The sequence below is a fragment of the Caulobacter sp. GW821-FHT09B08 genome (assembly GCF_059418225.1).
On record NZ_JBWKPL010000006.1, the window covers coordinates 130,509 to 154,677 of the forward strand.

23 protein-coding genes and 1 tRNA gene are annotated in these 24,169 nt (G+C 69.3%); 10 read left to right on the forward strand and 14 right to left on the reverse strand.

Going from position 1 to position 24,169, the window contains the following annotated elements; translation table 11 throughout:
- Window positions 1–690 precede the first annotated feature (690 nt).
- The 4 genes from glyS to AC07OA_RS17580 all read right to left on the reverse strand — a co-directional run bounded on the left by glyS (window position 691) and on the right by AC07OA_RS17580 (window position 4,878).
- Window positions 691–3,045 (reverse strand): glycine--tRNA ligase subunit beta, encoded by a 2,355-nt coding sequence (gene glyS / locus AC07OA_RS17565; protein ID WP_494665102.1) that lies wholly within the window; start codon window positions 3,043–3,045, stop codon window positions 691–693.
- Between the two features lie 6 nt (window positions 3,046–3,051).
- Window positions 3,052–3,951, reverse strand: a complete 900-nt coding sequence (locus tag AC07OA_RS17570) for a glycine--tRNA ligase subunit alpha (RefSeq protein WP_494665103.1) — start codon at window positions 3,949–3,951, stop codon at window positions 3,052–3,054.
- Between the two features lie 113 nt (window positions 3,952–4,064).
- Window positions 4,065–4,442 (reverse strand): hypothetical protein, encoded by a 378-nt coding sequence (locus AC07OA_RS17575; RefSeq protein ID WP_494665104.1) that lies wholly within the window; start codon window positions 4,440–4,442, stop codon window positions 4,065–4,067.
- A gap of 85 nt (window positions 4,443–4,527) precedes the next feature.
- A complete protein-coding gene (locus tag AC07OA_RS17580; RefSeq protein ID WP_494665105.1) occupies window positions 4,528–4,878 on the reverse strand; it encodes a DMT family protein in 351 nt (116 codons plus the stop codon).
- A gap of 322 nt (window positions 4,879–5,200) precedes the next feature.
- Here AC07OA_RS17580 and AC07OA_RS17585 point away from each other — a divergent pair, with 322 nt between their 5' ends.
- Both AC07OA_RS17585 and AC07OA_RS17590 read left to right on the forward strand, forming a co-directional pair.
- On the forward strand, window positions 5,201–5,539 hold the full coding sequence (locus AC07OA_RS17585) for a P-II family nitrogen regulator (protein WP_494665106.1): 339 nt from the start codon (window positions 5,201–5,203) through the stop codon (window positions 5,537–5,539).
- 28 nt (window positions 5,540–5,567) lie between these two features.
- Window positions 5,568–7,103 (forward strand): ammonium transporter, encoded by a 1,536-nt coding sequence (locus AC07OA_RS17590; protein ID WP_494665107.1) that lies wholly within the window; start codon window positions 5,568–5,570, stop codon window positions 7,101–7,103.
- Window positions 7,104–7,257: 154 nt separating this feature from the next.
- Here the strand turns inward: AC07OA_RS17590 and AC07OA_RS17595 are convergent, their stop codons facing one another.
- The 3 genes from AC07OA_RS17595 to AC07OA_RS17605 all read right to left on the reverse strand — a co-directional run bounded on the left by AC07OA_RS17595 (window position 7,258) and on the right by AC07OA_RS17605 (window position 11,703).
- The gene (locus AC07OA_RS17595; protein WP_494665108.1) at window positions 7,258–8,139 is read right to left on the reverse strand and encodes a 4-(cytidine 5'-diphospho)-2-C-methyl-D-erythritol kinase; all 882 of its coding nucleotides are present in this window, start codon (window positions 8,137–8,139) and stop codon (window positions 7,258–7,260) included.
- Between the two features lie 57 nt (window positions 8,140–8,196).
- The gene (locus tag AC07OA_RS17600; protein ID WP_494665109.1) at window positions 8,197–9,918 is read right to left on the reverse strand and encodes a tetratricopeptide repeat protein; all 1,722 of its coding nucleotides are present in this window, start codon (window positions 9,916–9,918) and stop codon (window positions 8,197–8,199) included.
- 111 nt (window positions 9,919–10,029) lie between these two features.
- Window positions 10,030–11,703 (reverse strand): electron transfer flavoprotein-ubiquinone oxidoreductase, encoded by a 1,674-nt coding sequence (locus AC07OA_RS17605; protein ID WP_494665110.1) that lies wholly within the window; start codon window positions 11,701–11,703, stop codon window positions 10,030–10,032.
- 162 nt (window positions 11,704–11,865) lie between these two features.
- Here AC07OA_RS17605 and AC07OA_RS17610 point away from each other — a divergent pair, with 162 nt between their 5' ends.
- From AC07OA_RS17610 to AC07OA_RS17620, 3 genes are all read left to right on the forward strand, one after another.
- Window positions 11,866–12,687, forward strand: a complete 822-nt coding sequence (locus AC07OA_RS17610) for a uracil-DNA glycosylase (RefSeq protein ID WP_494665111.1) — start codon at window positions 11,866–11,868, stop codon at window positions 12,685–12,687.
- A gap of 69 nt (window positions 12,688–12,756) precedes the next feature.
- Window positions 12,757–14,310: a lytic transglycosylase domain-containing protein gene (locus AC07OA_RS17615; protein WP_494665112.1), complete on the forward strand. Its 1,554-nt coding sequence runs from the start codon at window positions 12,757–12,759 to the stop codon at window positions 14,308–14,310.
- A 48-nt stretch (window positions 14,311–14,358) separates the two neighbouring features.
- Entirely contained in the window at window positions 14,359–14,715 is a 357-nt protein-coding gene (locus tag AC07OA_RS17620) for a hypothetical protein (protein WP_494665113.1), read from the forward strand.
- Here AC07OA_RS17620 and AC07OA_RS17625 read toward each other — a convergent pair.
- Window positions 14,704–15,180: a glycosyltransferase family protein gene (locus AC07OA_RS17625; protein WP_494665114.1), complete on the reverse strand. Its 477-nt coding sequence runs from the start codon at window positions 15,178–15,180 to the stop codon at window positions 14,704–14,706. The two genes, AC07OA_RS17620 and AC07OA_RS17625, sit on opposite strands and share 12 nt — an antisense overlap.
- 73 nt (window positions 15,181–15,253) lie before the next feature.
- On the opposite strand from AC07OA_RS17625, the gene AC07OA_RS17630 reads away from it, so the two are divergent.
- A complete protein-coding gene (locus AC07OA_RS17630) occupies window positions 15,254–15,904 on the forward strand; it encodes an HAD-IA family hydrolase (protein ID WP_494665115.1) in 651 nt (216 codons plus the stop codon).
- On the opposite strand, the gene AC07OA_RS17635 is transcribed toward AC07OA_RS17630, so the two are convergent.
- Window positions 15,901–16,407 carry an RES family NAD+ phosphorylase gene (locus AC07OA_RS17635; protein WP_494665116.1) on the reverse strand — a complete coding sequence of 169 codons (507 nt, stop codon included), beginning with the start codon at window positions 16,405–16,407 and terminating at the stop codon, window positions 15,901–15,903. The genes AC07OA_RS17630 and AC07OA_RS17635 overlap by 4 nt on opposite strands.
- Before the next feature lie 68 nt (window positions 16,408–16,475).
- Window positions 16,476–17,573 carry a PA0069 family radical SAM protein gene (locus tag AC07OA_RS17640; protein ID WP_494665117.1) on the reverse strand — a complete coding sequence of 366 codons (1,098 nt, stop codon included), beginning with the start codon at window positions 17,571–17,573 and terminating at the stop codon, window positions 16,476–16,478.
- A gap of 200 nt (window positions 17,574–17,773) precedes the next feature.
- Between AC07OA_RS17640 and AC07OA_RS17645 the strand changes: the two genes are divergently transcribed.
- The 4 genes from AC07OA_RS17645 to AC07OA_RS17660 all read left to right on the forward strand — a co-directional run bounded on the left by AC07OA_RS17645 (window position 17,774) and on the right by AC07OA_RS17660 (window position 20,512).
- Window positions 17,774–17,926: a hypothetical protein gene (locus AC07OA_RS17645; RefSeq protein WP_494665118.1), complete on the forward strand. Its 153-nt coding sequence runs from the start codon at window positions 17,774–17,776 to the stop codon at window positions 17,924–17,926.
- A gap of 312 nt (window positions 17,927–18,238) precedes the next feature.
- Window positions 18,239–18,799: a helix-turn-helix transcriptional regulator gene (locus tag AC07OA_RS17650; protein WP_494665119.1), complete on the forward strand. Its 561-nt coding sequence runs from the start codon at window positions 18,239–18,241 to the stop codon at window positions 18,797–18,799.
- Window positions 18,800–18,864: 65 nt separating this feature from the next.
- Window positions 18,865–19,842 (forward strand): S1C family serine protease, encoded by a 978-nt coding sequence (locus tag AC07OA_RS17655; protein WP_494665120.1) that lies wholly within the window; start codon window positions 18,865–18,867, stop codon window positions 19,840–19,842.
- Window positions 19,843–20,104: 262 nt separating this feature from the next.
- Window positions 20,105–20,512, forward strand: a complete 408-nt coding sequence (locus AC07OA_RS17660; RefSeq protein ID WP_494665121.1) for a GreA/GreB family elongation factor — start codon at window positions 20,105–20,107, stop codon at window positions 20,510–20,512.
- A gap of 1 nt (window position 20,513) precedes the next feature.
- Here AC07OA_RS17660 and AC07OA_RS17665 read toward each other — a convergent pair whose 3' ends face one another.
- From AC07OA_RS17665 to AC07OA_RS17680, 4 genes are all read right to left on the reverse strand, one after another.
- On the reverse strand, window positions 20,514–21,497 hold the full coding sequence (locus AC07OA_RS17665; protein ID WP_494665122.1) for a glycerophosphodiester phosphodiesterase family protein: 984 nt from the start codon (window positions 21,495–21,497) through the stop codon (window positions 20,514–20,516).
- 127 nt (window positions 21,498–21,624) lie between these two features.
- Window positions 21,625–21,698: transfer RNA gene (locus AC07OA_RS17670), tRNA-Cys, on the reverse strand.
- A 99-nt stretch (window positions 21,699–21,797) separates the two neighbouring features.
- The gene (locus AC07OA_RS17675) at window positions 21,798–22,889 is read right to left on the reverse strand and encodes a class I SAM-dependent methyltransferase (protein WP_494665123.1); all 1,092 of its coding nucleotides are present in this window, start codon (window positions 22,887–22,889) and stop codon (window positions 21,798–21,800) included.
- 30 nt (window positions 22,890–22,919) lie between these two features.
- On the reverse strand, window positions 22,920–24,146 hold the full coding sequence (locus tag AC07OA_RS17680; RefSeq protein ID WP_494665124.1) for a class I SAM-dependent RNA methyltransferase: 1,227 nt from the start codon (window positions 24,144–24,146) through the stop codon (window positions 22,920–22,922).
- Between the last annotated feature and the right edge of the window lie 23 nt (window positions 24,147–24,169).

The following is a 24,169-nucleotide window of genomic DNA, read 5'->3' on the forward strand; positions in this document are numbered from 1 at the left end:
AAGCGCCCGGGCCTCGCCCGGATGATTTGCAGTTTGAATACCGTTTCGACGAAGTCGGAGCGCTTCGCGCGACCGTTATCCGAAAGCCCGCGACGCTGAGCCCTGTTAGGGCCTCGCCGCCTTGAAGCCTCCGACGGGCGGAACCGGGGCGACATCCCCGATCCCGGACCGCGAGCGCATCACCGCTCGCCTGCCGCAAAGTCGGTCCCCATCCAACGCCGTTTATTTTCGAGGCCCGGCCGGCACCAGATGGACAGGGTTGTCCTCCGAAGAGAACCACCAACAGAGCTTCCCGCTCGATCGCCCCCGAAAGCCGCAACGGTCGCCGTACGTGCGCCCTTCCCGTGCTTTCAGGTGGGATAAGGATACGGGAGGTCCGCACGAGGGGGATAAGTTAGGTCGAAAAAGTTCAAGAGATTGAAATTGCTGAACTCCATTCGCTATCCGCTAGGGATAGACGCCCCACCAACCCCTCTCTCATAGAGAGAGGGGGGGGCCCGCCGCGAAGCGGTGGGAGGGTGAGAGGTTTCACCGCCAGCCGGAAAACCTCGAGACCTTCCGAACGGGGACATGCACTTGTGCGTGTCCCCACCGGCGCGCGCGGCGTTCAGTCCTGGAAAGCCTTACCCCCCAACTCGGTGGGCCGATCTGGGGACACGCACAAGTGCATGTCCCCGTCAGTAGAGTCCCCTACCCGCCGATCAGCGAGAAGTCGGCCACGCGGTTCATCGCTTCGCGGACGGCCGCCAGCGTCTTCAAACGGCTGTCGCGTTCGGCCTCGACTTCGGAATTGACGAACACCCCGTCCAGGAAGGCGTCGACCGGGCCGCGCAGGCCGGCCAGTTCCTGCATGGCGGCGGTGAAGTCCTCGGCGGCCATGGCGTCGGCCAGGGGCTTCTGCACCAGGCGCACGGCGTCGTGCAGGGCGACTTCCGGCTCCGAGGCGTTGGCCGGCAGAACCGCCTCGCCCTCGGCCTTCCAGCCCTTCTTCTCCTCGGCCTTGAGGATGTTGGACGCGCGCTTGTAGCCAGCCATCAGGGTCTTGCCGTCGTCGGTCTTGAGGAACCCGTCCAGCGCCTCGACCCGGGCGACGATGCGCACCAGGTCGTCGTCGCCGAGAGCGAACACGGCGTCGACGAGGTCGTGGCGCTTGCCTTGGTCCTTGAGGGTGACCTTCAGGCGGTCGGCGAAGAATTCCAAAACATCGTCGTCATTCTCCGCGATCATAATGGGAGGCCGAACTTCGATGAGCACTTCACTCATTCGGACGTGACTGGTGTCGTTCGCGTAATCCAGCTCGTCCGCCTGAACGGTGAATCTGTAAATTTCACCGCCATCGATAGAATTTGATCTACCCCACATACTTCCACTAGACACGAGCGCGTCAATCCATTCCCGCGCCACGGAAAATTCTTCTACTTTTACCAAGTTTCGGAGCGTTTTCCCGGCATAATTTTCAGAACTCAGGAGTCCCGGGATTTGGCCTTCAACAGATTTCACAATGGCTCGGCTGTAGAACTGTTGCACCTTGAGACGCGAAATATGCCGACGAACAAGCGCTAACAGAGGCAATTTCAAACGATTGTCTAGCAGTGTCCGGATCACACCCAACGCAGCCCGACGCAGCGCGAACGGATCCTTGGACCCCGTCGGCTTCTCGTCGATCGCGAAGAACCCAACCAGCGTGTCCAGCTTGTCCGCCAGCGCCACGGCCACGCTCAGCGGCGCGGTCGGGACGGCGTCGGACGGGCCCTGCGGCTTGTAGTGGTCGCGGATGGCGTCGGCGATGTCGGCGTCCAGGCCGAACTGGCGGGCGTAGTAGCCGCCCATCAGCCCCTGCAGCTCGGGGAACTCGCCCACCATCTGCGAAGCCAGGTCCGCCTTGGCGAGGCGCGCGGCTTCCTTGGCCTTCTCGACATCGGCGCCGACCAGCGGCGCGATCTCGCCGGCCAGGGCGACGATGCGCTCGACGCGCTCGGCCATCGTCCCTAGCTTGGCGTGGAAGGTCACGCCGTTCAGCTTCTCCAGCCACGGCTCGAAGCCGACCTTGACGTCCTCGTCCCAGAAGAACCGGGCGTCCGACAGGCGCGACGACAGCACCTTGGCGTTGCCGGCGGCGATCACGGCGCCGCCATCGGCCGACTGGACGTTGGCGATGGTGATGAAGTGCGGGGCCAGACCGCCCGTCGCCGGGTCGCGGACCGCGAAATACTTCTGGTGCGTGCGCATCGAGGTGCGGATCACCTCGCCGGGCAGGTCCAGGAACACGGGGTCCATGTCGCCCAGCACCGGGGTTGGCCATTCGGCCAGGCCCGCGACTTCCTCCAGCAGGCCGATGTCGTCGACCAGTTCGAGATTCCGCGCGAAGCACAGCGTCTTGCAGCCTTCCAGGATGCGCGCCTTGCGCTCCTCGACATCCAGCACCACGAAGTGCTCGAGCAGGCCCTTGGCGTATTCGTCGAAGTCGCGCGCCTTGAACGGCTGGCCGCCCCAGCCAAAGCCCACGCGCATGAAGCGGTGGCCCTCGGTGACGTCGCCGCTCTCGATCCCATCGATGGCGAACGGCACCACCTCGCGGTCGAAGACGCAGAGGATGCGCTTCAGCGGCCGCACCCAGCGCAGCTTGCCGCTGCCCCAGGTCATCGACTTGGGCCAGGGGAAGGCGCGGACGATGGCTTCCACCATCTCGGCCACGATCTGCGGCGTCTCGCGGCCCTTCTTCTCGACGAAGGCCATATAGACGCCGTCGCGCTCGACCAGTTGGTCCTGGGTCAGGCCCGCCTTGCGCAGAAAGCCTTCCATGGCTTGCGGCGGGGCGCCGACGCGCGGGCCCTTCAGCTCTTCCTTGCGGTCGGCCTGGGCGATGGGCAGGCCCTCGACCACCAGGGTCAGGCGGCGCGGACCGGCGAAGGTCTTCAGGGCCTCGGGCAGGAAGCCGGCGGCGGCCAGGTGCTCGCGCGCCATCCGCTCCAGGTCGCGCGCGGCGCCGGCCTGCATGCGGGCGGGAATCTCTTCGGAGAACAGTTCGAGAATGAGTTGGGGCATCGTGACTTACGCGGCTTCCTGCTGCTCGACCCAGGCCTGGGCGCACTTCTTACAAAGGTCGCGGATGCGGCCGATGTAGGAGGCGCGCTCGGCGACGGCGATCGCGCCGCGGGCGTTCATCAGGTTGAAAAGGTGGCTGGCCTTGAGGACCATGTCGTAGGCGGGCAGCACCAGGGACTTGCCCTGGTACGAGCGGGCCAGCATCAGCGGCACCTGCTCTTCCATCTGCTCGAACTGCTGCTTGAGCACGGCCACGTCATAGCCATGGAAGTTGGCTTCCGACTGCTGGCGCTCGTTCTCCAGGAAGACGTCGCCATAGGTCAGGTGGCCCAGCGGGGCGTCGGGATCGTTGAACGGCAGGTCGTAGACGTTGTCGACGCCGAACACGTACATGGCCAGGCGTTCCAGGCCGTAGGTCAGCTCGCCCGCCACCGGCGAGACGTCCAGGCCGCCCACCTGCTGGAAGTAGGTGTACTGGCTGACTTCCATGCCGTCGCACCAGACTTCCCAGCCCAGGCCCCAGGCGCCGACGGTGGGGTTTTCCCAGTCGTCCTCGACGAAGCGGATGTCATGGGTGCGCAGATCCAGGCCGATGGCCTCCAGCGAACCCAGGTACAGGTCCTGCATGTTCGGCGGGTTCGGCTTCAGGATCACCTGGTACTGGTAGTAGTGCTGCAGACGGTTGGGGTTCTCGCCATAGCGGCCATCGCCCGGACGGCGCGAGGGTTGCACATAGGCCGCGTTCCACGGCTTGGGACCCAGGGCGCGCAGGACGGTGGCCGGGTGCAGGGTCCCCGCCCCCACCTCGACGTCGTGCGGCTGCAGGATCACGCAGCCCTGGGCGCTCCAGTAGTCATGGAGCGTCAGGATCAGACTCTGGAAAGACTTGGGTTTTTCGACGGGCATAGCGGTCCGAAACAGGGCCAGAAAAAAGTCGGCGGACCATAGGGCCCGCCGACTTGTGCTTCAAGCTTGTTGGGTCCTCGCGGACCCGGGCGATGTCAGACCGCTGAAAGGGCCTAGTTGCCCTTGGCGGCGGTGCGCTTGCCGGCGTTCGACATCGGCTTGCCGTAGAGCTTGCGGTTTTCCGGGGTGTCGGCCACCGGCGGGTTGGAGACGACGTTGGCGTCGCCGGCCTTCAGGGTGGCCTGCTGCTCGGGCGAGGAGGACGACACGCGGCCGGCGGTGTCGGCGGCCGTGCCCGTGGGGGCGGTGGTGGCGGCCGTCGGGTCGGCGGGGGTCATGGTGGCGGCGGCCGGGTCGGCCGGCATCGTCTGGTCGGCCGGGGCGGCGGCCATCGGATCCGGGTTCACCGGCTGGGTCGCGGCGGTCTGGGCCATGGCCACGCCGGACATCAGCGCCAGGGCGGCGGTGGCGGTAGCGATACGCACGAACATCGGGCTGATCCTTGTTAAGAAATCCAGCCTGCTCAGCGCTCAAGCCGCCCCTTCCGTTGCGCCCATCACGGGCTCGTGACCAGCTTCACTTGAAGAACATCACGATGGCCACGCCCACGAAGATGAAACCGAAGCCCACCAACGTCTTCCAGCTGATCGCCTCACCCAGATAGAAGACCGAGAACAGCGTGAAGACGATGAGGGTGATGGCCTCCTGCCCCGTCTTCAACTGGGCGGCCGTGTAGACGTTGTGGCCCAGGCGGTTGGCCGGCACGGCCAGCATGTATTCCGGCAGGGCGATCAGCCAGCTGGTGAAGATGGCCGCCACCATCGCCATCGAGCGATTCTTCAGGTGGCCGTACCAGGCGAAGGTCATGAAGATGTTCGAGGCGACCAGCAGCCCCCAGGGCGCGAGCTTGAACCAGAAGGAAGACATGGGGCTTAAGGGGACTCCGACCGGCGCGAATGGTCGGTGATTGTATGCGGATCGCGACAGCCTAAGCCAACACCCCCTCGAACCCTCCGAACGCCGCCTTTGCGAGCGCCACAGCGGATCGGCGCCTAATTTTGAGGCGCCACGTCCCTTTCGTTTCCAATTCCCTACCGCGCGACAGTCATGTCCGAAGCGCGACCGATAGCGTGAGGCCGCCGGGGAAACGATGGGGGCTCGTGGGCCTCCCGTCGCGGTGCGAGTGAGCAACGCGCTCTAAAACCAATTCAAGGGGAGCCCGCGTAGTCGGCGGGTCGGAGCAAGGCGGATGAAACTGATCATAGCGATCGTAAAGCCCTTCAAGCTCGACGAGGTCCGCGAGGCGCTCGTCGCCGCGGGCGTCGAAGGCCTGACGGTGTCCGAGGTCAAGGGTTACGGCCGTCAGAAAGGCCAGACCGAAATCTATCGCGGCGCGGAATACCAAGTGAATTTCGTGCCGAAGGTGAAGCTGGAGGCGGTCGTCGACGACGCCTCGGCTTCCAAGGCGGTCGAGGCGGTCAAGGCCGCGGCGGCCACGGGCAAGATCGGCGACGGGAAGGTCTTCGTCCTGAACGTCGAGGAAGCCGTTCGCATCCGGACCGGCGAGACCGGCCCGGCCGCTCTGTAATTCGTCGGGGAACAAGGGGATACCAACGATGAAACTGCATTTTAAACCGCTGGCCGGGCTCATGCTCGCCGCGACCATCGCGGGGGCCCCGCTGGGCGCCGTCGCCCTGGCTCAGGAAACGGCGGCTCCCGCCGCCGCCGCCGCGCCCGCCGAGGCCGCGCCGGCTCCGGCCGCTCCGGCCGCCGCCGCTCCGGCGCCCGCCGAAGCCGCTCCCGCCGCCATCGTCGACAAGAACGACAAGGGCGACAACGCCTGGATGATGACCTCGACGGTCCTCGTCCTGCTGATGATCCTGCCGGGCCTGGCCCTGTTCTACGGCGGCCTGGTCCGCTCCAAGAACATGCTGTCGGTCATGATGCAGGTCTCGACCGTCGCCATCATCGGCATCGTCGCCTGGGTGCTGTGGGGCTACAGCTTCGCCTTCACCGACGGCGGCAGCTGGGACCTGTTCGTGGGCGGCCTGGGACGGCTGTTCCTGAAGGACGTCACGCCTGCCAGCAACGTCGCGACGTTCTCGACCGGCGTGGTGATCCCGGAACTGACCTTCATCTCGTTCCAGTCGACCTTCGCGGCCATCACCGCCGCCCTCGTGGTCGGTTCGCTGGTCGAGCGCATGAAGTTCGCCGCCATCGTCGCCTTCGCCGTCCTGTGGCCGCTGCTGTCGTACTATCCGATGGCCCACATGGTCTGGTGGTGGCCGGGTCCGGACGCGATCGCTCAAGCGCCTGACGCCGCGATCAAGGCCGGCCAGATCTGGACCTGGGGCGCGCTGGACTTCGCCGGCGGCACCGTGGTTCACATCAACGCCGGTATCGCCGCCCTCGTCGGCGCGATCATCCTGGGCAAGCGCCAAGGCTACGGCAAAGAGCCGATGCCCCCGCACTCCCTGACCCTGACCCTGGTCGGCGCCGGCCTGCTGTGGGTGGGTTGGTTCGGCTTCAACGCCGGCTCGAACCTGGAATCGAACGGCTACGCCTCGCTGGCGATGATCAACACCTTCGTCGCCACCGCCGCCGCCGGTCTGTCGTGGATCGTGGTCGAGTGGGTCACCAAGAAGAAGCCGTCGGCCCTGGGCCTGGCTTCGGGCGTCGTGGCCGGTCTGGTCGCCGTCACCCCCGCCGCCGGCTTCGCCGGTCCGATGGGCGCGGTCATCCTGGGTCTGGTCGTCTCGCCGATCTGCATCTTCTTCTGCTCGGTCGTGAAGAACGCGCTGAAGTACGACGATAGCCTGGACGCCTTCGGCATCCACGGCATCGGCGGCATCGTCGGCGCCATCGGCACCGGCCTGCTGGTCAACCCCGCCTGGGGCGGCGCCGGCGTCGTCGACTACATGAGCTGCGCCAAGGACGGCGACATCTCGACCTGCGACACCGCCGCCTACAGCCTGGCCACCCAGGTTCTGGCCCAGGTGAAGGGCGTCTGCCTGACCGTCGTCTGGTCGGCCGTCGCCTCGACCATCGTCTTCTTCGTGATCAAGCTGGTGATCGGCCTGAAGGCCTCGCCGGAAGCCGAAGAAGAAGGTCTGGACATCTCCGAGCACGGCGAACGCGCCTACCACAGCTAAGGCTGGGGTTCGGAAGACCAAAAGAAGGGCCCGGAAGCTTCGGCTTCCGGGCCTTTTTCTTTGGGGCACGGCCGGGGACATGCACTTGTGCGTGTCCCCATCCACAAGCGCCGAGCCTGGGTTTGGGGACACGCGCATGCGCATGTCCCCGGCTCTAGAACGGTCCGCCCAGGCGGCAGCGCCTGACCCACCACTCCGGCCGCATCTGCTCGACCCGCTCGGCCAGGCCCTCGGCCTCGATGTCGCCGGCGCAGAGGGCGAAGCACGTGGCGCCCGAGCCGGACATTCGGGCCAGCAGGGTCTCGGGCTCGCCCGACAGCAGGTCCAGCACCTGGCCGATGCGCGGCTCCAGGGCCACGGCCGGGGCCTGCAGGTCGTTGCGGGTGAAGCCGGCCAGCCAGGCGCAGACCTCCTCGACACTTTCCAGCCCGTCCAGCATCGGCGGCGGCGCCTCGCCCTCCGGCGCCACGGCGGCGTCGTAGGCGCGATAGACCGCCCCGGTCGGCGACGGAACCAGCGGATTGACCAGCACCGCGTGCAACTCCGGCAGGACCGGCGCGGGCGACAGGCGCTCTCCCCGCCCCTCCGCCATCACCGGCGCGCCCCACAGGCAGGCCGCGCCGTCCGCGCCCAGGCTCCCGGCCACCGCCTCCAGCTCCGCGTCGGAAAGCTCCGGCGCCAGGGCCTCGCGCAGCAGCCGCAGGGCCGCGCCCGCGTCGCTGGAGCCGCCGCCCAGGCCGGCGGCGATGGGCAGGGCCTTGTCCAGGATCAGGCGGAACGGCGGCACCGGCCCGCCCAGCCGGGCGCGCAGGCCCTGGGCGGCCCGCACCACCAGATTGCCGTCGTCGACCGGAACCTCGCCTCCGAACCGGCCGGTGGCCTGGAAGTCCAGCGCGTCGGCCGCCTGCAGGCTGACCCGGTCGCCCACGTCGGCGAACAGCATCAGGCTGGAGATCGGGTGATAGCCCGCCGCGTCGGGCCCGCCGACATGCAGGAACAGGTTGACCTTGGCCGGAGCGAAGGCGTCGAGGCGCATGGCGAACCCTTGAGGCGTGGAGTCGGCGCCCGGTTTATCCGCGCGCCCCGGACAACGCTACTGCGACGAGGCCACCTTGGCGGGCGGGCCGTCCAGCCCGTCCTTGAGCTTGGCCTCGGCCGCGGCCTTCTGCTTCTCGTCCGGCTCCAGGGTCAGCACCCGCTGCCACTGGTAGCGGGCCTCGACCTGCCGGCCCACGCGCCAGTAGGCGTCGCCCAGGTGGCCGTTGACGTCCGGGTCGCCCGGCTCCAGCTCGACGGCCTGCTCCAGCTTGGCCACGGCGGTCTTGTAGTCGCCCTGGCGGTAGTAGCCCCAGCCCAGGGAGTCGAGCATGGCGCCCGACTGCGGCTGGGCGTCGACGGCCTTCTGGACCATGGCGATGGCCTCGGGCAGGTGCTGCCCGCGGTCGATCCACGAATAGCCCAGATAGTTCAGCAGCTCCGGATCGCCCGGATTGAGCTTGATGGCTTCCAGCAGGTCGCGCTCGGCCTCGTCCCAGCGGTTGGCGCGCTCCAGCACCATGCCGCGCATGGAATAGAGCCGCCAGTCGGGATTGGCGGTCTCGGCGGCGATCAGCGGGGTCAGGACCGCCGCCGACTCGCTCCACCGCTCGTTGGCCCGCAGCAGGTCGGCATAGCCGACCTGGGCGTCGCGATCCTTGGGCGCGGCCGTCGCGGAACGTTGGGCCAGGGCCAGGGCCTGGGTCTTGTCGCCGTCGGCCTGGTAGCTCCAAGCCAGCTTCGCCTGGGCCGCCACATAGCGCGGCGAGGACGCGGGCACCTTGGCGTAGGCCTCGCGCGCGCCGACATGATCGTCGTCACGGGCCAGCAGGTCGCCGACCAGCAGCCAGGCGTCGTCGCGCTTGGGATCCAGCCGCAGGGCCAGGCGCAGATAGGCCAGGCTGAACTGGCTCTGGCGGTCGGCGCTGAAGGCGGCGGCGCAGGCCACCAGGGTCAGGGCCGCCCCCTGCTTGTCGTTGGCCAGGGCCGGCGCCGGGCCGTGCGCGGCCGCCCGGGCCCGGGCGATGCGCAGGGCGGTGTTGTCGGAGTCGCGGCCCAGGGCCTCGTCGTACAGGGCCACGGCCTCGTCGCGCCGCTTGCGGCGTTCCAGGAACGCGCCGTAGTCCTCGACGAACAGGGCGCGGGCGTTCTCGACCGCCATCAGCGCCTTGTAGTTCGCCTCCGCCTCGTCGTAGCGCTTGGCGCGCTCGTAGAGCTTGGCCTGACCCAGCTGGCCGAAATACTGCACGAACCGGTCGCCTTGCAGCGTGGGACGCTCCAGCGCCCCTTCCTTGTCGCCGGCGGCCGAGGCCAGCCAGGGCGCCAGCAGCGCGGCGGCCGGACGGTGCGGGAAGCCCGGCGTTTCGGTCTTGAGCACGGCCTGGGCGTCGGCGGCCTTGCCGGCGGCCATCATGTCCACCACCCGGGTCATCACGCCCAGCCGGCGCACCGTCTCGTTGGTGTCGGTCCCGCGCGGGGCCAGGAGCGCGGCGCGCTGGACGTCGCCGGCCAGCAGGGCCGCGGTGAACGCCCGGTCGTTCAGCACGCCGGTGTCCTCGTCCATGGCGCGGGCCTGGGCGAAATAGTTGGCCGCCTGGGCGTTGTGGCCGTTCTGCAGGGCCGCCTGCCCCGCCAGGAACTGGCCGTAGGCCGAGCGCGAACCGCCCCAGCCGGAGTCCAGGGCGACCGAGCCCCGCAGCGCCGGCCCTGAAGGCGCTCCGGCGCAGGCGGTCAGGGCCGAGGCGGACAGGAGGGCGAAAAGCAGCTTGATACGCATCATCCCGGCACCCTCATCGCTTTCCGACCGCATCGCAAGAAAAAGCCTGGGGCAAGAAAAAGGCGCGGTCCGGATTTCCGAACCGCGCCCTGGATCGTCGGCAGACCGCTTGGCCTACATGTTCGGATAGTTCGGCCCACCGCCGCCTTCCGGCGTGGTCCACACGATGTTCTGCGACGGATCCTTGATGTCGCAGGTTTTGCAGTGGACGCAGTTCTGGGCGTTGATCTGGAAGCGCGGGTCGGTCCCCTGCTCGTTGTAGAGCACCTCGTAGACGCCCGCCGGGCAGTAGAGCCGCGCCGGTTCGCCGTACTTGGGCAGGTTCACCGCGATCGGCACCGACGGGTCCTTCAGCGTCAAGTGGGCCGGCTGGTCTTCCTCATGGTTGGTGGCCGAGATGAACACCGACGACAGCTTGTCGAAGCTGATCACGCCGTCCGGCTTGGGATAGACCAGGGGCTTGTAGTCCTTGGCCAGGCCGGTCGATTCCGCGTCGGTCTTCTCGTGCTTCATCGTGCCGAACGGCGACCAGCCGCCCGTCAGGTGGGTGATCCACATGTCGGCCATGCTGACGGCCCCGCCCAGGGCCGTGCCCAGCTTGGTGATCAGTGGCTTGGCGTTGCGGACGACCTTCAGTTCCTTGGCCACCCACGACTTCTCGTAGAGGTCCTGGTACTCGACCAGCTCGTCGCTGGCGCGGCCGGCGGCCAGGGCGGCGAAGGCGGCCTCGGCGGCCAGCATGCCGGTCTTCACGGCGTTATGGCTGCCCTTGATGCGCGGCACGTTGACGAAGCCGGCCGAGCAGCCGATCAGCACGCCGCCCGGGAAGCTGAGCTTGGGCACCGACTGGTAGCCGCCCTCGGTGATGGCCCGCGCGCCGTAGGCGATGCGCTTGCCGCCTTCCAGGTGCGGCTTGACCGCCGGGTGGTGCTTGAAGCGCTGGAACTCGTCGAACGGCGACAACCACGGATTGCGGTAGTTCAGGTGCACGACGTAGCCGATGGCCACGTAGTTGTCGCCGAAGTGGTACATGAAGCTGCCGCCGCTGGCGTCCTTGTCCAGCGGCCAGCCGGTGGAGTGCTCGGCCAGGCCCGGCTGGTGCTTCTCGGGCGGCACCTGCCACAGTTCCTTGATGCCGATGCCGAACTTCTGCGGCGACTTGCCGGCGGAAAGGTCGAACTTGGCGATCAGCTGCTTGGCCAGCGAGCCGCGCACGCCCTCGGCAATGAACACGTACTTGCCGTGCAGCTCCATGCCGGGGTTGTAGTCGGGCTTGTGGTGACCGTCCTTGGCCACGCCCACGACACCGACCACCACGCCCTTGACCGAACCGTCCGCGTTCCAGACCAGGTCCGAGGCCGCGAAGCCCGGATAGATCTCCACGCCCAGCTCTTCGGCCTGGGTCGCCAGCCAGCGCGAGACATTGCCCAGCGAGGCGATGTAGCAGCCGTGGTTGTGCATGAACGGCGGCATGGCGAACATCGGCAGGGCCATGTCGCCTTGCGGGCCCAGCAGGCGGAAGACGTCCTTGGTGACCGGGGTCTCCAGCGGCGCGCCGCGTTCCTTCCAGTCCGGGAACAGCTCGGCCAGGCCCTTGGGATCGATCACCGCGCCCGACAGGATGTGGGCGCCGACTTCGGAGCCCTTTTCCAGCACGGCCACCGAGACTTCGGTCCCGGCCTGCGCCGCCAGCTGCTTGAGCTTGATGGCCGCCGAAAGGCCGGCCGGTCCGCCGCCAACGATGACGACGTCGTATTCCATCGACTCGCGTTCGAGCTCTTCGCTCATAACATCTCCCGCCCGGGCGCACTCAGCCCGCGTTCTTGCTGTTTGACTCGCAGCTTATCGTGAGGTGACGCCACGGTGGTCAAGAATAAACGGACGTTTTTTGCTGCGCTGCAGCGATGGGTGAGCGTGGCGGACGTCGAGAGTCCGTACTAAGACAGCCTCATGGACCTCGCCGCCGATCCCCGCGCCGTCGAAAGCCTGCTCGCCTTCTGGGCCGACGCGGGCGTCGACGCCTCGTACGCGGACGATCCCATCGACCGCCTGGCCGAGGGCGCGGCGATGCTGCGAGCGCGGCGCGAGCCCCCGCCTCCGCCGCCCGTCGCCGCCGTGGTCACGCCGGCCTTCGGACGCGGTCCCGACCTGGGCTCGGCCGTCGCCGAGGCCAAGGCCCTGGCCGCCGCCTGCGCCGACCTGCCCGCCCTGGCCGCCGCCATCGCCGCCTTCGACGGCTGCCCGCTGAAGACGCAGGGCGCGCGCCAGGCCGTGGTCTCGCGCGGTCCGCTCGACGCGCCGCTGATGATCATCGGCGAGGCGCCCGGCGCCGACGAGGACGTCCAGGGCGCGCCGTTCGTCGGCCGGGCCGGCCAGCTGCTCGACCGCATGCTGAAGGCCGCCGGCCTCTTGGACCGCGCCTTCGTCACCAACACCGTGTTCTGGCGTCCGCCGGGCAACCGCACGCCCACCCCGCAGGAGCAGGCGACCTGCGCGCCGTTCCTCGAACGGGCGATTCAGCTGGTCCAACCCAAGATGCTGCTGCTGGTCGGCGGCGCCTCGGCCAAGAGCATGTTGCGCGTCGAGGAAGGCATATTGTCGCTGCGGGGCCGGTGGTTCGAATGGACCTCCAGCGACGGCCAAACCGAGCTTCCGGCCTTGCCCACCTTGCATCCGGCGTTCCTGCTGCGTCAGCCCGCGGCCAAGAAGAAGGCCTGGACCGACATGCTTATGCTCAGCGAGAGGCTTGATCGCCCGGAGCGTCCCCACTAGAGATTCGCCTCGACCAGTTGGTAACGGGACGCGTGGGGGGCCTCTTCGGAGGTCAGGCGCGGAAACGCATTGCAGCTTCTAGCTCGCCCTCTGGCCGTTCTGTCGGCCTTCGTCTTCAGCCTCGTGGCCGCTTTCGGCGCCCATGCGTCGTCGCTCGAGCCGCTGTCGGACGCCGACGCCCGCTTCTACCGCGCCGCCTTCGCCGCCTCCGACCATGGCGATTTCGACGCCGCCGAGGCCGCCCTGGCCAACGCCCGCGACAAGAGCCTGGCCGGCCGGCTGGAATTCTCCAAGATCATGCACCCGCGCGCCTATGCGGCCAGCTATGACGAGCTGACCGACTGGCTGGCCTCCTATGGCGACCAGGCCGGCGCCGAGCGGGTCTATGCCCTGGCCGTCAAGCGCAAGCCGGCCAAGGCCGCCGCCCCCAGAATCCCGGCCCTGTTCGTGGCCGGCGCCAAGGGCCCCGCCCCGGCCGACAAGGCCCGCGCCGCCCGCGAGGCCTACTACTCCGGCGACGTGAAGAAGGCCCTGACCCTGGCCCAGACGGCCGGCGAACCCTGGATCGCGGGCCTCTCGGCCTTCCGCCTGCAGGCCTACGCCCAGGCGCGGACCTATTTCGAGCGGGTCGCCAACGACGACAACCAGGACGAATGGCTGCGCTCGGCCGCGTCGTTCTGGGCCGCCCGCTCGGCGGCGTCCGGCGGGCAAGGCCGCGACGTCGAGGACCTGCTCAGCCAGGCCGCCCGCGCGCCCAACACCTTCTACGGCATGATCGCCGCCCGCCAGCTGGCGCTGTCGGGCCTGGCCCTGGCCCAGGAAGACCCCATCGCCGCCCTCCTGACCAAGGTGGCCTACGAGGGTCCCGACGCCGCATCCCTGGCCCGCCTGCTGGCCGCCGACCCGCGCGCCCGCCGCGCCGCCGCCCTGGCCCAGATCGGCCGCTGGGCCGAGGCCGGCCAGGAGCTGCGCGCGGGCCTGTCCCTGGCCAGCGACGACCGCAAGGCCCGGGGCGACTGGACCGACCTGGCCCTGGCGCTCAATGAAAAGGCTCCGCTGAACGCCGGCCGCCCGGCCAAGCGCGTGGGCGGCGAGGAATATCCCCTGCCCCCGCTGGAGCCCAAGGGCGGCTTCACCATCGACAAGGCCATGGTCTACGCCCTGGTGCGCCAGGAAAGCCGCTTCGACCCCTATGCGGTGTCGGGCGCCGGGGCCACGGGCCTGATGCAGTTGATGCCGGTGGCCGCCGCCCGCGCCGCCGGCGACGACAAGCTGCTGGCCGACACCTCGCCCCTGCTGGACCCCAGCTTCAATCTGCGGGTCGGCCAGGACTACTTCACCTGGCTGATGGATCGGGGCCTGCAGAGCCCCGACCTCTTCCGCGCCGTGGCGGCCTATAACGGTGGCCCGGGCACCCTGATCAAGACCCAGGAACAGCTGGGCGGCGCCGACTGCGACCCGCTGCTGCTGATCGAAAGCCTGCCGGCCCAGGAGACCCGCAACTATGTCGAGAAGGTCATGGCCTCGTACTGGACCTATCGCAAACTGATGGGCGCCGAGACCCGCACCCTGGACGCCGTGGCCAGCGGCGCGCGGGTGATCGATTTCCGGCTGGATCAGTAAGGCGGCGTGACACTGCCCTCCGCTCGCTCCTTCAGGGAGTCGTTGCGCGTGGGATGGATCTTCCACCGCGAACGCCTGGGTCTGGTCATCGTCGTGCTCGTCCTGGCGGGCTTCCTGGCGCTCTTCCGCCCCGTGGGCCATCCGACCAACCTCCCAGGCGTCGTGACCGCCATCAACGCGCAAAGCGGCAAGCTGCAGCCCCCGTTCAACGCCTGGGTCGAATTCGATGGAGGCCGAACCGTCGTGAGCCTTCCAGAAGACTCCGGCTGTGTCGTGGGCTCGCGGATAGTGATCCGACAGACCCGCTTCTCATTCGTGGGCCGCTATTTCGGCGAGCACTACGTCATCGCGAGCCATCACTGCGAGGACGCGCGAACGGGCACGCGGCAAGGGTCAGACCCGTAGCTTTACGGCCTTGGGCCTCAGCCGTCCCAGCAGCGCCTTCAGCGGGTCGCAGCCGGACTTGAAGCCGCCGGCCGCCTCGACCGCTTCCCGCGAGGCCAGCACCACCCACGGGCGGCCGAACAGTCCCGGCGCGGCGATGAAGGCCGGCTTGCCGCCGCCGCCCGCCAGGTGCGCCTCCACGGGCGTGCGCCAGGCCTCGGGCAGCGCCAGCTCCTCGCCCAGGACCATGACCCACCCCGAGCGGGCCGCCGCGCAGCCGGCCGCGAGCCGGGTTCCGGCGTCGCCCTGGGCGGTGACCACCCAGGCCCCGCTGTCCTCGGCGATCTCCAGCGTCGCGTCGGTCGAGCCGGCGTCGGCGAACACCACGTTCTTGACCAGGCCGTCGACGGCGGCGGGCACCAGCAGCGGCAGGACGTGGACCAGGCGCGCGGCGCTGTCGCGGGTGGGCAGGACGACGGTGATCATGGCCCTGCTTCCGATCCCCCGCCGCGCAGGTCAAGCCGAGACTTGAGGCGGCGAAGCATGGCATAGGCCCCGCATGACCCCGACCAAGACCTACGCCGCCTTCCTGTTCGACATGGACGGCACGGTGACCGATTCCATCGCGGCGACCGAGCGGGTCTGGACCGCCTGGGCCCAGCGCCACGGCCTGGACGCCGAAGCCTTCCTGCCCACCATCCACGGCGTGCGCGCCGAGGAGACGATCCGCCGCCAGAACCTGCCGGACATCGACATCGCAGCCGAGGTCGCCTGGGTTCTGGCAGGCGAGGTCGCCGACACCGCCGACGTGGTCCCGATCCCCGGCGCCGAGGCCTTCCTGCGCGCCCTGCCCGCCGACCGCTGGGCCGTCGTCACCTCGGCTCAACGTGAGCTGGCCCTGGCCCGCTTGGGCGCTGCCGGCCTGCCGATCCCCGCCGTGCTGGTCACCGCCGAGGACGTCTCGCGCGGCAAGCCGGCGCCGGACGGCTATGTCCTGGCGGCCCAGCGCCTGGGCGTGGCGCCCGAAGCCTGCCTGGTGTTCGAGGACGCCCCGGCCGGGATCCAGGCCGGCGAGGCGGCCGGCGCCGAGGTGGTGGCGGTCACCGCCGCCCACCGCCACCCGTTCGAGACCCCGCACGCCACCCTGGACGACTACGCCAAGCTGCGCGTCGAGATCCAAGCCGACGGCCTGCGCCTGACGCCGCTCTAGTCGGGCTCAGCGACGAGGATCGGCGCGCCCGCGACGGTGAGCCTGGGGCCGCCGAGGTCGTTCCAGCGAAACAGCACCAGGTGCCACCGCTCGGGCGCCGAACGCGCCGTATAGATCATGCCGTCCGCGTCGCTGGCCCTGACGATGTCGGCCGGCCTCCAGCTGTCCGGCCGCTGCCCCAGCCGGCGCTGAGGCCGCCAGGGAACGGCCGCGTCTTCGGCCGGGATCGACAAGCTGACGCAATGGTCGGCCTTGCGCAGGTCGACGATCCTGGCCCCGTCCAGATGCAGGGGAACCGTCAGCCGAGGCGGGTCGCCCGTCTGGCGATAGGGATCGATCGCCTTGGCCGCCCAATCTGGCCTCGACGACAGGTAGAGGGCCGGCAGGCCGTCGTGATGGAAACGCCCCTCCGGATTTCGAACGCCGTCGAGCACGCGCCCCTTATCGGCTTCGAACACGATCCGGTAGAAGGTCCCGGAGATCTCATCCCAGCCCGTCGTCATTCCAAGCCCGCCCCCGCTCGGCGCACCTTACCCGTCCGGCGTCCAGCATCCAGCTCCGGCTGGCGACCCTAGAACAGCGACAGCTGATCCCCCGTCTTGGGCGGTACGGCGAACTGGCTCAGGTCCAGCGGCTCCAGCCGGCGGTCCAGGCCGAAACGTTCGCGCGCCAGCTTGAAGCGCTGGCTCATCACCTCGGCCACCGGTCCCTCGCCCGTCATGCGCTTGCCCCATTCGGAGCTGTAGGCCGCGCCGCCGCGCATCTGGCGGACCAGCGACATCACCCGCCGGGCGCGGTCGGGATGCTCGGCGGCCAACCACTCTTCGAACAGGTCCTTGATCTCCAGCGGCAGGCGCACGGCCACATAGCCGGCCGTCGTCGCCCCCGCCGCGGCGGCGGCCTCGAGCACCCCCTCCATCTCGTGATCGTTCAGCGAGGGGATCGAGGGCGCGAACATCACCGTGGTCGGCACGCCGGCCTGCACCAACTGTCGTATCGCGTCGATCCGGCGCTTGGGCGTGGCCGCGCGCGGCTCCATGCTGCGCGACAGCCGGTGATCCAGGCTGGTGACCGACACCGCCGCTCGCGCCAGCCCCGCCTTCCCCATCGGTCCCAGCAGGTCCAGATCGCGGACGATCAGGGCCGACTTGGTGATGATCGAGAACGGGTGGCGGAACCGGCTCAGGGTCTCGATCACCGCCCGCGTCACCCGCAGCTGCTTTTCGTCAGGCTGATAGGGATCGGTGTCGCCGCCGATATGGATGACCTTGGGCACGTAGCCCTTCTTGGACAGCTCGCGCTCCAGCAGCTTGCCGGCCTCGGGCTTGAAATAGATCTTGGTCTCGAAATCCAGCCCCGCCGAGTGGCCCAGATAGGTGTGGGCCGGCCGGGCGTAGCAGTAGATGCAGCCGTGGCTGCAGCCGCGATAGGGATTGATCGAACTCTCGAAACCGATGTCGGGGCTGTCGTTGCGGGCGATGATAGTGCGCGACTTCATCGCCTGGACCGTGGTGGCGATCTGGGCCGGTTCCTCCTCCTCGCCCCAGCCGTCGTCGAACGTCTCGCTGACCTGGGACTCGAACCGTCCGGTGCGATTGGACTTGGCCCCGCGCCCCCGCGCGGCGGCCGGCGCGGGCGGATGACCGGGAAGATTGGCGGGAGCGACCATGGCCCGATCATGGATGCGAAATAGGAACATTTCAAGAACATCATGAACGTTTCACGCGCGCGAACGCCCGCTTTCGGAGCGTTCCTCCCGCGCCTTGGGCCGAAAGCTCCACCCTGGCTGACAGCGCGGATCAGTCGTGCCAACCTCGCCTCAAGGCGCGCCGGACGAAGGTCGTCCGGCCCTTGCAGCGTGAGGCCTCCATGACCACCGAACCCAAAGCCGCTCCCGAAACCGAAGCCGAAGCGCCCCACGTGGCCAAGGTCGGCGTGATCGACGCCGGTCACAACGTCACCAGCTTCAACGACGAGCCGATCAACGGCCTCCTGGCCGACATCGCCGACGGCGACGACTGATCCCCCCGCGCGCCGTCGCCTCGCGATGACTCGAGGCGGCGGCGCCTGTTCGCGGCGACTTGTCGAAAACCGTCATGGATTTTTCAAAAACACCGGGCTGAAAACTTCGTTCTCGCCCGGTCCGCCCAGATATTATCGATCCGTGACACAAAAAACGACAACAAGACCAGGACGTTGAAAGATTTCGAAACTTAACAACAGCTGCCGGGTAGCGTTCACATTGCGGCCACCCAACCTCAATGCTAGCAAATACCCGACCTGAACCTGGAGCGACCGCGCTTCTGGTAGGGTTTCGAAGAGAGGGCGGCCGGCATGACATCCTCGCGTTCAGCTCCTGCGCCCGCCCAGCCCTCCGCCCGCCCCGAAGACCAGACCCTGGCCCTGGCCCGCCTGGTGGCGGACGCCTCCCGCGCCTTCGACCGCGATCCCGACACCGCCCGCGAACTGGTCCGCCGCGCCAGCCGGATGCTGGACGCCGAGGTCCAGCGCCTGAACCGCGACCGTCAGACCGGCAAGCTGGCGCCCTGGCAGGTGCGCACCGCCACGGCCTTCATCGACCAGAACAGCGACCGCAACCTGCAGGTCCGCGACGTGGCGGCGGCCGTGCGGCTGAGCCCCAGCTACTTCTCGCACGCCTTCAAGGAGAGCTTCGGCCGGCCCGCCAAGAGCTACATCATCGAGCGCCGCATCGCCCGGGCCAAGCACCTGATGCTGACCACCGACGAGACCCTGGCCCACATCGCCCTGGCCTGCGGCTTCTCCGACCAGGCCCACTTCTGCCGCACCTTCGGCGGCCTGATCGGCCAGCCGCCCAGCCGCTGGCGCCGCAGCCGCCAGGAACGTCCCGCCCACCTGCCCGCCATGGCGGCCTGATCGCCGCCCAGCCCTTGTCCAGGCCGGACACGGCCCCAAATCAGTATCTCCCACAGGAGATCGCCTTGTCCTCACCGTTCCAGGGTCATGAAGTCGAAGCCCGGCTGCGCCCCACCGCCGACGCCTACGCCTTCGACCTCGATCACGCGCTGTCCGCCGTCGTGGCCCTGGAGGCGCGCGTGCCCGCCGACGCCTTCACCGCCGCGATCCTGGGCACCGAGCGCCTGGGCAACGGCGTGGTGATCAGCGAGAACGGCCTGATCCTGACCATGGGCTATCTGGTCACCGAGGCCAGCGCGGTGACCCTGACCCTGAACGACGGAAAGCGCGTGCAGGCCCACGTGCTGGGCTTCGACTCCCAGACCGGCCTAGGGCTGGTGCAGGCGCTGGAGCCCCTGGGTCTGCCGCCCATGCGCCTGGGGACCTCGCGCGACCTGAACTCCGGTAGCCCCGTGGTCATCGCCGGGGCCGGCGGGCGGTCGCACGCGGCCGCCGGCCAGGTGCTGACCCGCATGCCCTTCGCCGGCTACTGGGAGTATCTGCTGGACGACGCGATCATCACCGAGCCGGCCCACCCGCACTGGAGCGGCGCGGCCCTGATCGGCGCCAAGGGCGAACTGGTCGGCGTCGGCTCGCTGAGCCTGGCGGGCCAGACGTCCGGCGGCGCGGCCAAGCCCATGAACATGTTCGTGCCCGCCGAACTGCTGCCGCCGATCCTCGACGACCTGGCGCGCGGCAAGCCGGCCCACGCGCCGCGCCCGTGGCTGGGGGTCTTCGCCCAGGAGACCGAAGACCATGTGATCGTGGTCGGGACCTCGCCCGGCAGCCCGTCCGAGCGCGCCGAACTGCACGCGGGCGACCTGATCCTGGCGGTGGACGACTGGCCCGTCTCCGACCTGACCGCGTTCTACACCCGGCTTTGGGACTTGGGCGCGCCCGGCGTGACCGTGCCGCTACGCATCCAACGGGAGGGCGACGTGTTCGAGGTCGAAATCCGCTCGGTGGACCGCAACGCCCTGCTGAAGAAGCCCCGGTTCAACTAACCGAACGGCGTCGCCCTTGACGGGCGGCCGCCGCGTTCCCATTTCCAATCCGTCGGACGATCCGTGACGGCGCGCCATGAAGCGCGCCCCTCGTGGAACCTGACCTTCGGGTCGCTCGTTTCCGGCATTGCTCGACATCTTGGCCCAGGTCGCTCTTCGCGCCGGACCGTGTCTCGAGCCTCCTGGCGCATGTCGCGCCTCTTGCGAGCCTTCGCGCCCTCAAAGCGGCGGCGAGGCTCCACCAAAATCCCAGAAAGACACCATGACTATTGCTACCCAGACCCGGGCCGCTCCGGCCCATTCGCCCATCTATGTCACCGAGGCCGATTTCGAGACCCTGTCCAACCTGGCCGAGAGCCCGGCGGGCCAGGCCATCGGCGGCCGCGTCCTGGCCGAGGAAATGGCCCGCGCCGTGATCGTCGAGCCGGACCAAACGCCTCTGCCCTTCGTCCGCATCGGCTCAACCCTGACGTTCGAAGACCTCTCCAACGGCCAGACCCGCACGGTGCGCCTCAGCCTGCCGCGCGACGCCAGCATCGATGACAACCGCATCTCGGTGCTGTCGCCGGTCGGCGCGGCCCTGGTGGGCCTGAGCGCCGGCCAGGCGTTCAACTGGATCGACGCCGAGCGCCGCCAACGCGGCGTGCGTGTGCTGGCAGTCCAGGCCTAGCCTAGAGCGAGGCGTGCACCACCACCGGCGCGCCACGCAGGCGGCGGCGTTCCAGATAGTCCAGCAAGGCCGCCGGACGGTTGGTCTGGATGACGGTGACCCCGTCGTCGATCAGCCGGCGCCAGGTCCACTGGCCGTCTGCCGCCGCGCCCCCGGCCATCGCCCGCGCCCAGGCGCCCCGCAGCCCCTTGCGGGCCAGGGTGTTGCTCCACAGCCGGACCTGGGCCAGCCGCGCGGCCGCGCGCACCGCCTTGAAATCGGTGCGCTTCAGGTCGCACAGCTCGATCGCGGGAATGCGGTTCTCGGCCAGAGCCTGCTGGGCGGCGATCACGCCGGGATCGCCGCCGCCGGCGCGGTGCTTGGCGGCGCCGATCATCGGCATGAAGGCCAAGCCGCTATAGGCCGGCAGGTCGGCCAGGGGCTGGGCGCCTTCCCAGGCCGAGGCCTTGACCAGCACCAGGCCCAGAGCGCCGCTGCGCTGGACGGTGCGGGCCACCTCGTCGGCGATCGGCTCCTTGACGTCCAGATTGATCAGGATGCGGCCGCCGGCATGGGCCAGGAAGGCCTCCAGGGTCGGCGGCGACTCCCGGCCGCCCCTCAGGCGCAGAGCCTGGACCTGGGCCAGGGTCAGGTCGGCCAGGCGGCCGCGCCCATTGGTCGTGCGGTCCACGGTCACGTCATGCATGACGACCAGAGCGCCGTCCTTGGTGCGGCGCACGTCGATCTCGACCATGTCGACGCCCAGGGCGACGCAGCGGTCCAGGGCCTCCAGCGAGTTCTCGGGCACGGCGGCCGTCAGGCCGCGCGACGGGGCCGGCGCATGGCAGGCGCGGTGGGCGACCACCAGCACGCCGTCGGTCCAGTCGTAGAGCCGGGTCCGCAGCGGGCTGGGCGGCTCGGCGAAGGCCGAAGGCGCACCGGCCAGGGCGCAGATCGCGGCCATGGCGGCGAGCAGGCATCTCAGGAGGTTTGGAGCATGACGCATGGGCAAGCCCTCCACTGCGCCTGGATGGCTGAGTCTCGCAACAGGCGAGCTTCACAATGATCACGCGACGATGACAGCGCGCGAGCTCGGCGGTGTTGAACTGGGGGTGGAAATTCGGGGCGGAAGGTGGAGGCCCGGCCCGGAATCGAACCGGGGTGCACGGATTTGCAATCCGCTGCGTCACCACTCCGCCACCGGGCCATCCGGGTCAACGCAAGCAGCGTCGGCGAAGAGGTCGGTTCGAATACAGGAGCCCGCCGCCCTAGGCAATGGCCATGATGCGGGAGTTCACAACGGCGTTCAGAGCGGCTTTTCGAGCAGCAGGGCCTTGGTCAGGAAGGCCTGGTCCTGTCCGGCCACGCTCAGGCCCGCCGCGCCGAACAGGGCCGGCAGGTCGGTCTCGGCGTAGCTCGTATAGTACGGCTCGTGGAAATAGGCCGGGAAGGCCTCCAGCAACCGCGACAGGTCGGGCTCGTCGGGCGGCTGCACCGAATCGGCGAAGGCCAGCACCCCGCCGGGCTTGAGCACCCGGGCGATCTCGGCGGCCACCAGCGGCCGCACACGCGGCGGCAGCTCGTGGAACAGGTAGACGCAGGTGACCGCGTCCAGGCTGGCGTCGGCGAACGGCAAGGCCTCGGCGTTGGCCTGCACCCCGCCGCATCCCGAACGGCTGCGCGCGGCGGCCAGATAGGCCCGCGACAGGTCCAGCCCTCCGATGGCCGCGCGGGGAAAAGCGTCCTTCAGGTCGCGCAGGAACGAGCCGGAGCCGCAGGCGATGTCCACCACCTTCAGGCCGCGCTGGTCCTTGCCGCGCCAGTGGCCGGCCAGCAGCGACAGGGCCCGTCGGCGCATGGCGCCGGCCGCGCCCGAGAACAGCGCCTCGACCTGGGCCTCGTAGCGCCGGGCGCTGGCGTCGGTGAACCAGCCGCCGGACTGGTAGTGGAAGTTCTGCCGATAGTAGTTTGGATAGCCTTCGCTTTCGGGGTGGTTTCTCACCTCGACCCCGTCACCCTTTCGGCGACGCCGGTCGACCGCGCGGGCGTCGGCGATCACGTCCAGCGCCTGGCGGAAGGCCTCGGCCGGCTTGGCCGTTCCGTCCTCCATCGGCGGATAGAGACCGGCGGCGACGTCGGCGGCGTCCTTGTCGAAGGCAGACAGATAGGCCTGGCGCAGGCGGGCGGCCGAGACCGGTGGTCCCTGCGGCTCGAACCGGGTCTTGGCCTGGCCCCGCGTCGGCTGGGCCAGGGCGCGGGTCACGCCGCCGGCGGCGGTCCACCAGGCGGCCTTGACCGCCGCCCTCGCCCTCTGGCCGGCCCCGTCGAGCGTGAAGGCGCCGCGCCCTTTTGGCGTGGGTTCCCGGGGCTCGCCCGGCTTGGCGGATCGCTCGTCCATGGCCGTCTCCTGGACGACCCGAAAGCCGCCCTAGCGCGAAAACACCCCAACCAGCTCAATATGCGGCGACCACAGGAACTGGTCCACCGGCAAGACCCGCTCAAGGCGGAAGCCGGCGTCGACCAGCACCTTGGCGTCGCGGGCGAAGGTGGCCGGATTGCACGAAACGCCCACCACGCGGGCGACCTTGGACTTGGCGATCTCGACGTGCTGCTCGTAGGCCCCAGCGCGAGGCGGGTCGAGCACGGCCACGTCGACCTTCTTCAGCTCGGTCGACAGCACCGGACGGCGGGTCAGGTCGCGGGCCTCGGCGGTGATGGCCTTGAGGCCATTGGCCGTGCCGATGGCGCCCTTCAGGGCGGCGATGGCCGGGGCGGCGCTGTCGGCGGCGTAGACCCCGCCGATCTCGGCCAGGCGGAAGGTGAAGGTGCCCACGCCGCTGTAGAGGTCGACGATGCGCGACGCGCCTTGAGCGGCCTCGACGGCGAAGTCGACCATGGCCTTCTCGGCCTGGGGCACGGCCTGCAGGAAGCTGCCGGCCGGCAGGGCGACCACGGCCGGCCCCAGCTTCACCATCGGCTGGCGGGCCATATAGATCATCTCGCCGGCCATGGTGACGCGGGCGAAGTCGAACTCGCCGGCGATCATGGCCGCGCGCACGCGGGCGTCGGCCGAAAGACCGCCGCTCTTGGCTTCCACGCCCGTCACGTCGATGTCGAGGCCCGTGGCGGTCAGGGTCACGTGCAGGGTCGGCGCCGACTTGGGGTGCTCCAGGAACGGCGCGGCCAGGCGCGCCAGGCCGGGCAAGGCGGCGACCAGCTTGGGGTTGGTGACCGGGCACTCCTCGATCTTCACCAGGTTCCAGGAGCGGCGCTCCTTGAAGCCCAGCCGCGCCCCGCCCTTGCCGCCCCGGGCGTGCAGGGCCACCCGGCGGCGCGAGCCGGCAGGCGAGGCGAAGGTCGGCAGGATCTCGGTCTCCAGGCCTTCGCGGGCCAGTTGGTAGCGCACCTGGTCGCCCTTCCAGTCCAGATAAGGCTCGGCCGCCCAGTGCTGGAAGGCGCAGCCGCCGCACTCGCCGAAGTGCCTGCACGGCGGCGCGACGCGCTCGGGGCTGGCTTCCAGGATGTCGACCAGCTCGCCGCGCCCCCCGGCCATTTCCGCCGTGACCAGTTCGCCCGGCAGGGTCAGGGGGATGAAGTTGCCCTCAGACAGGCCGTCGCCCTGGGCGCCGACCGCCTGGATTCTCCATTCACGCATTCAAGACTGTTCCGTTCGTCCGT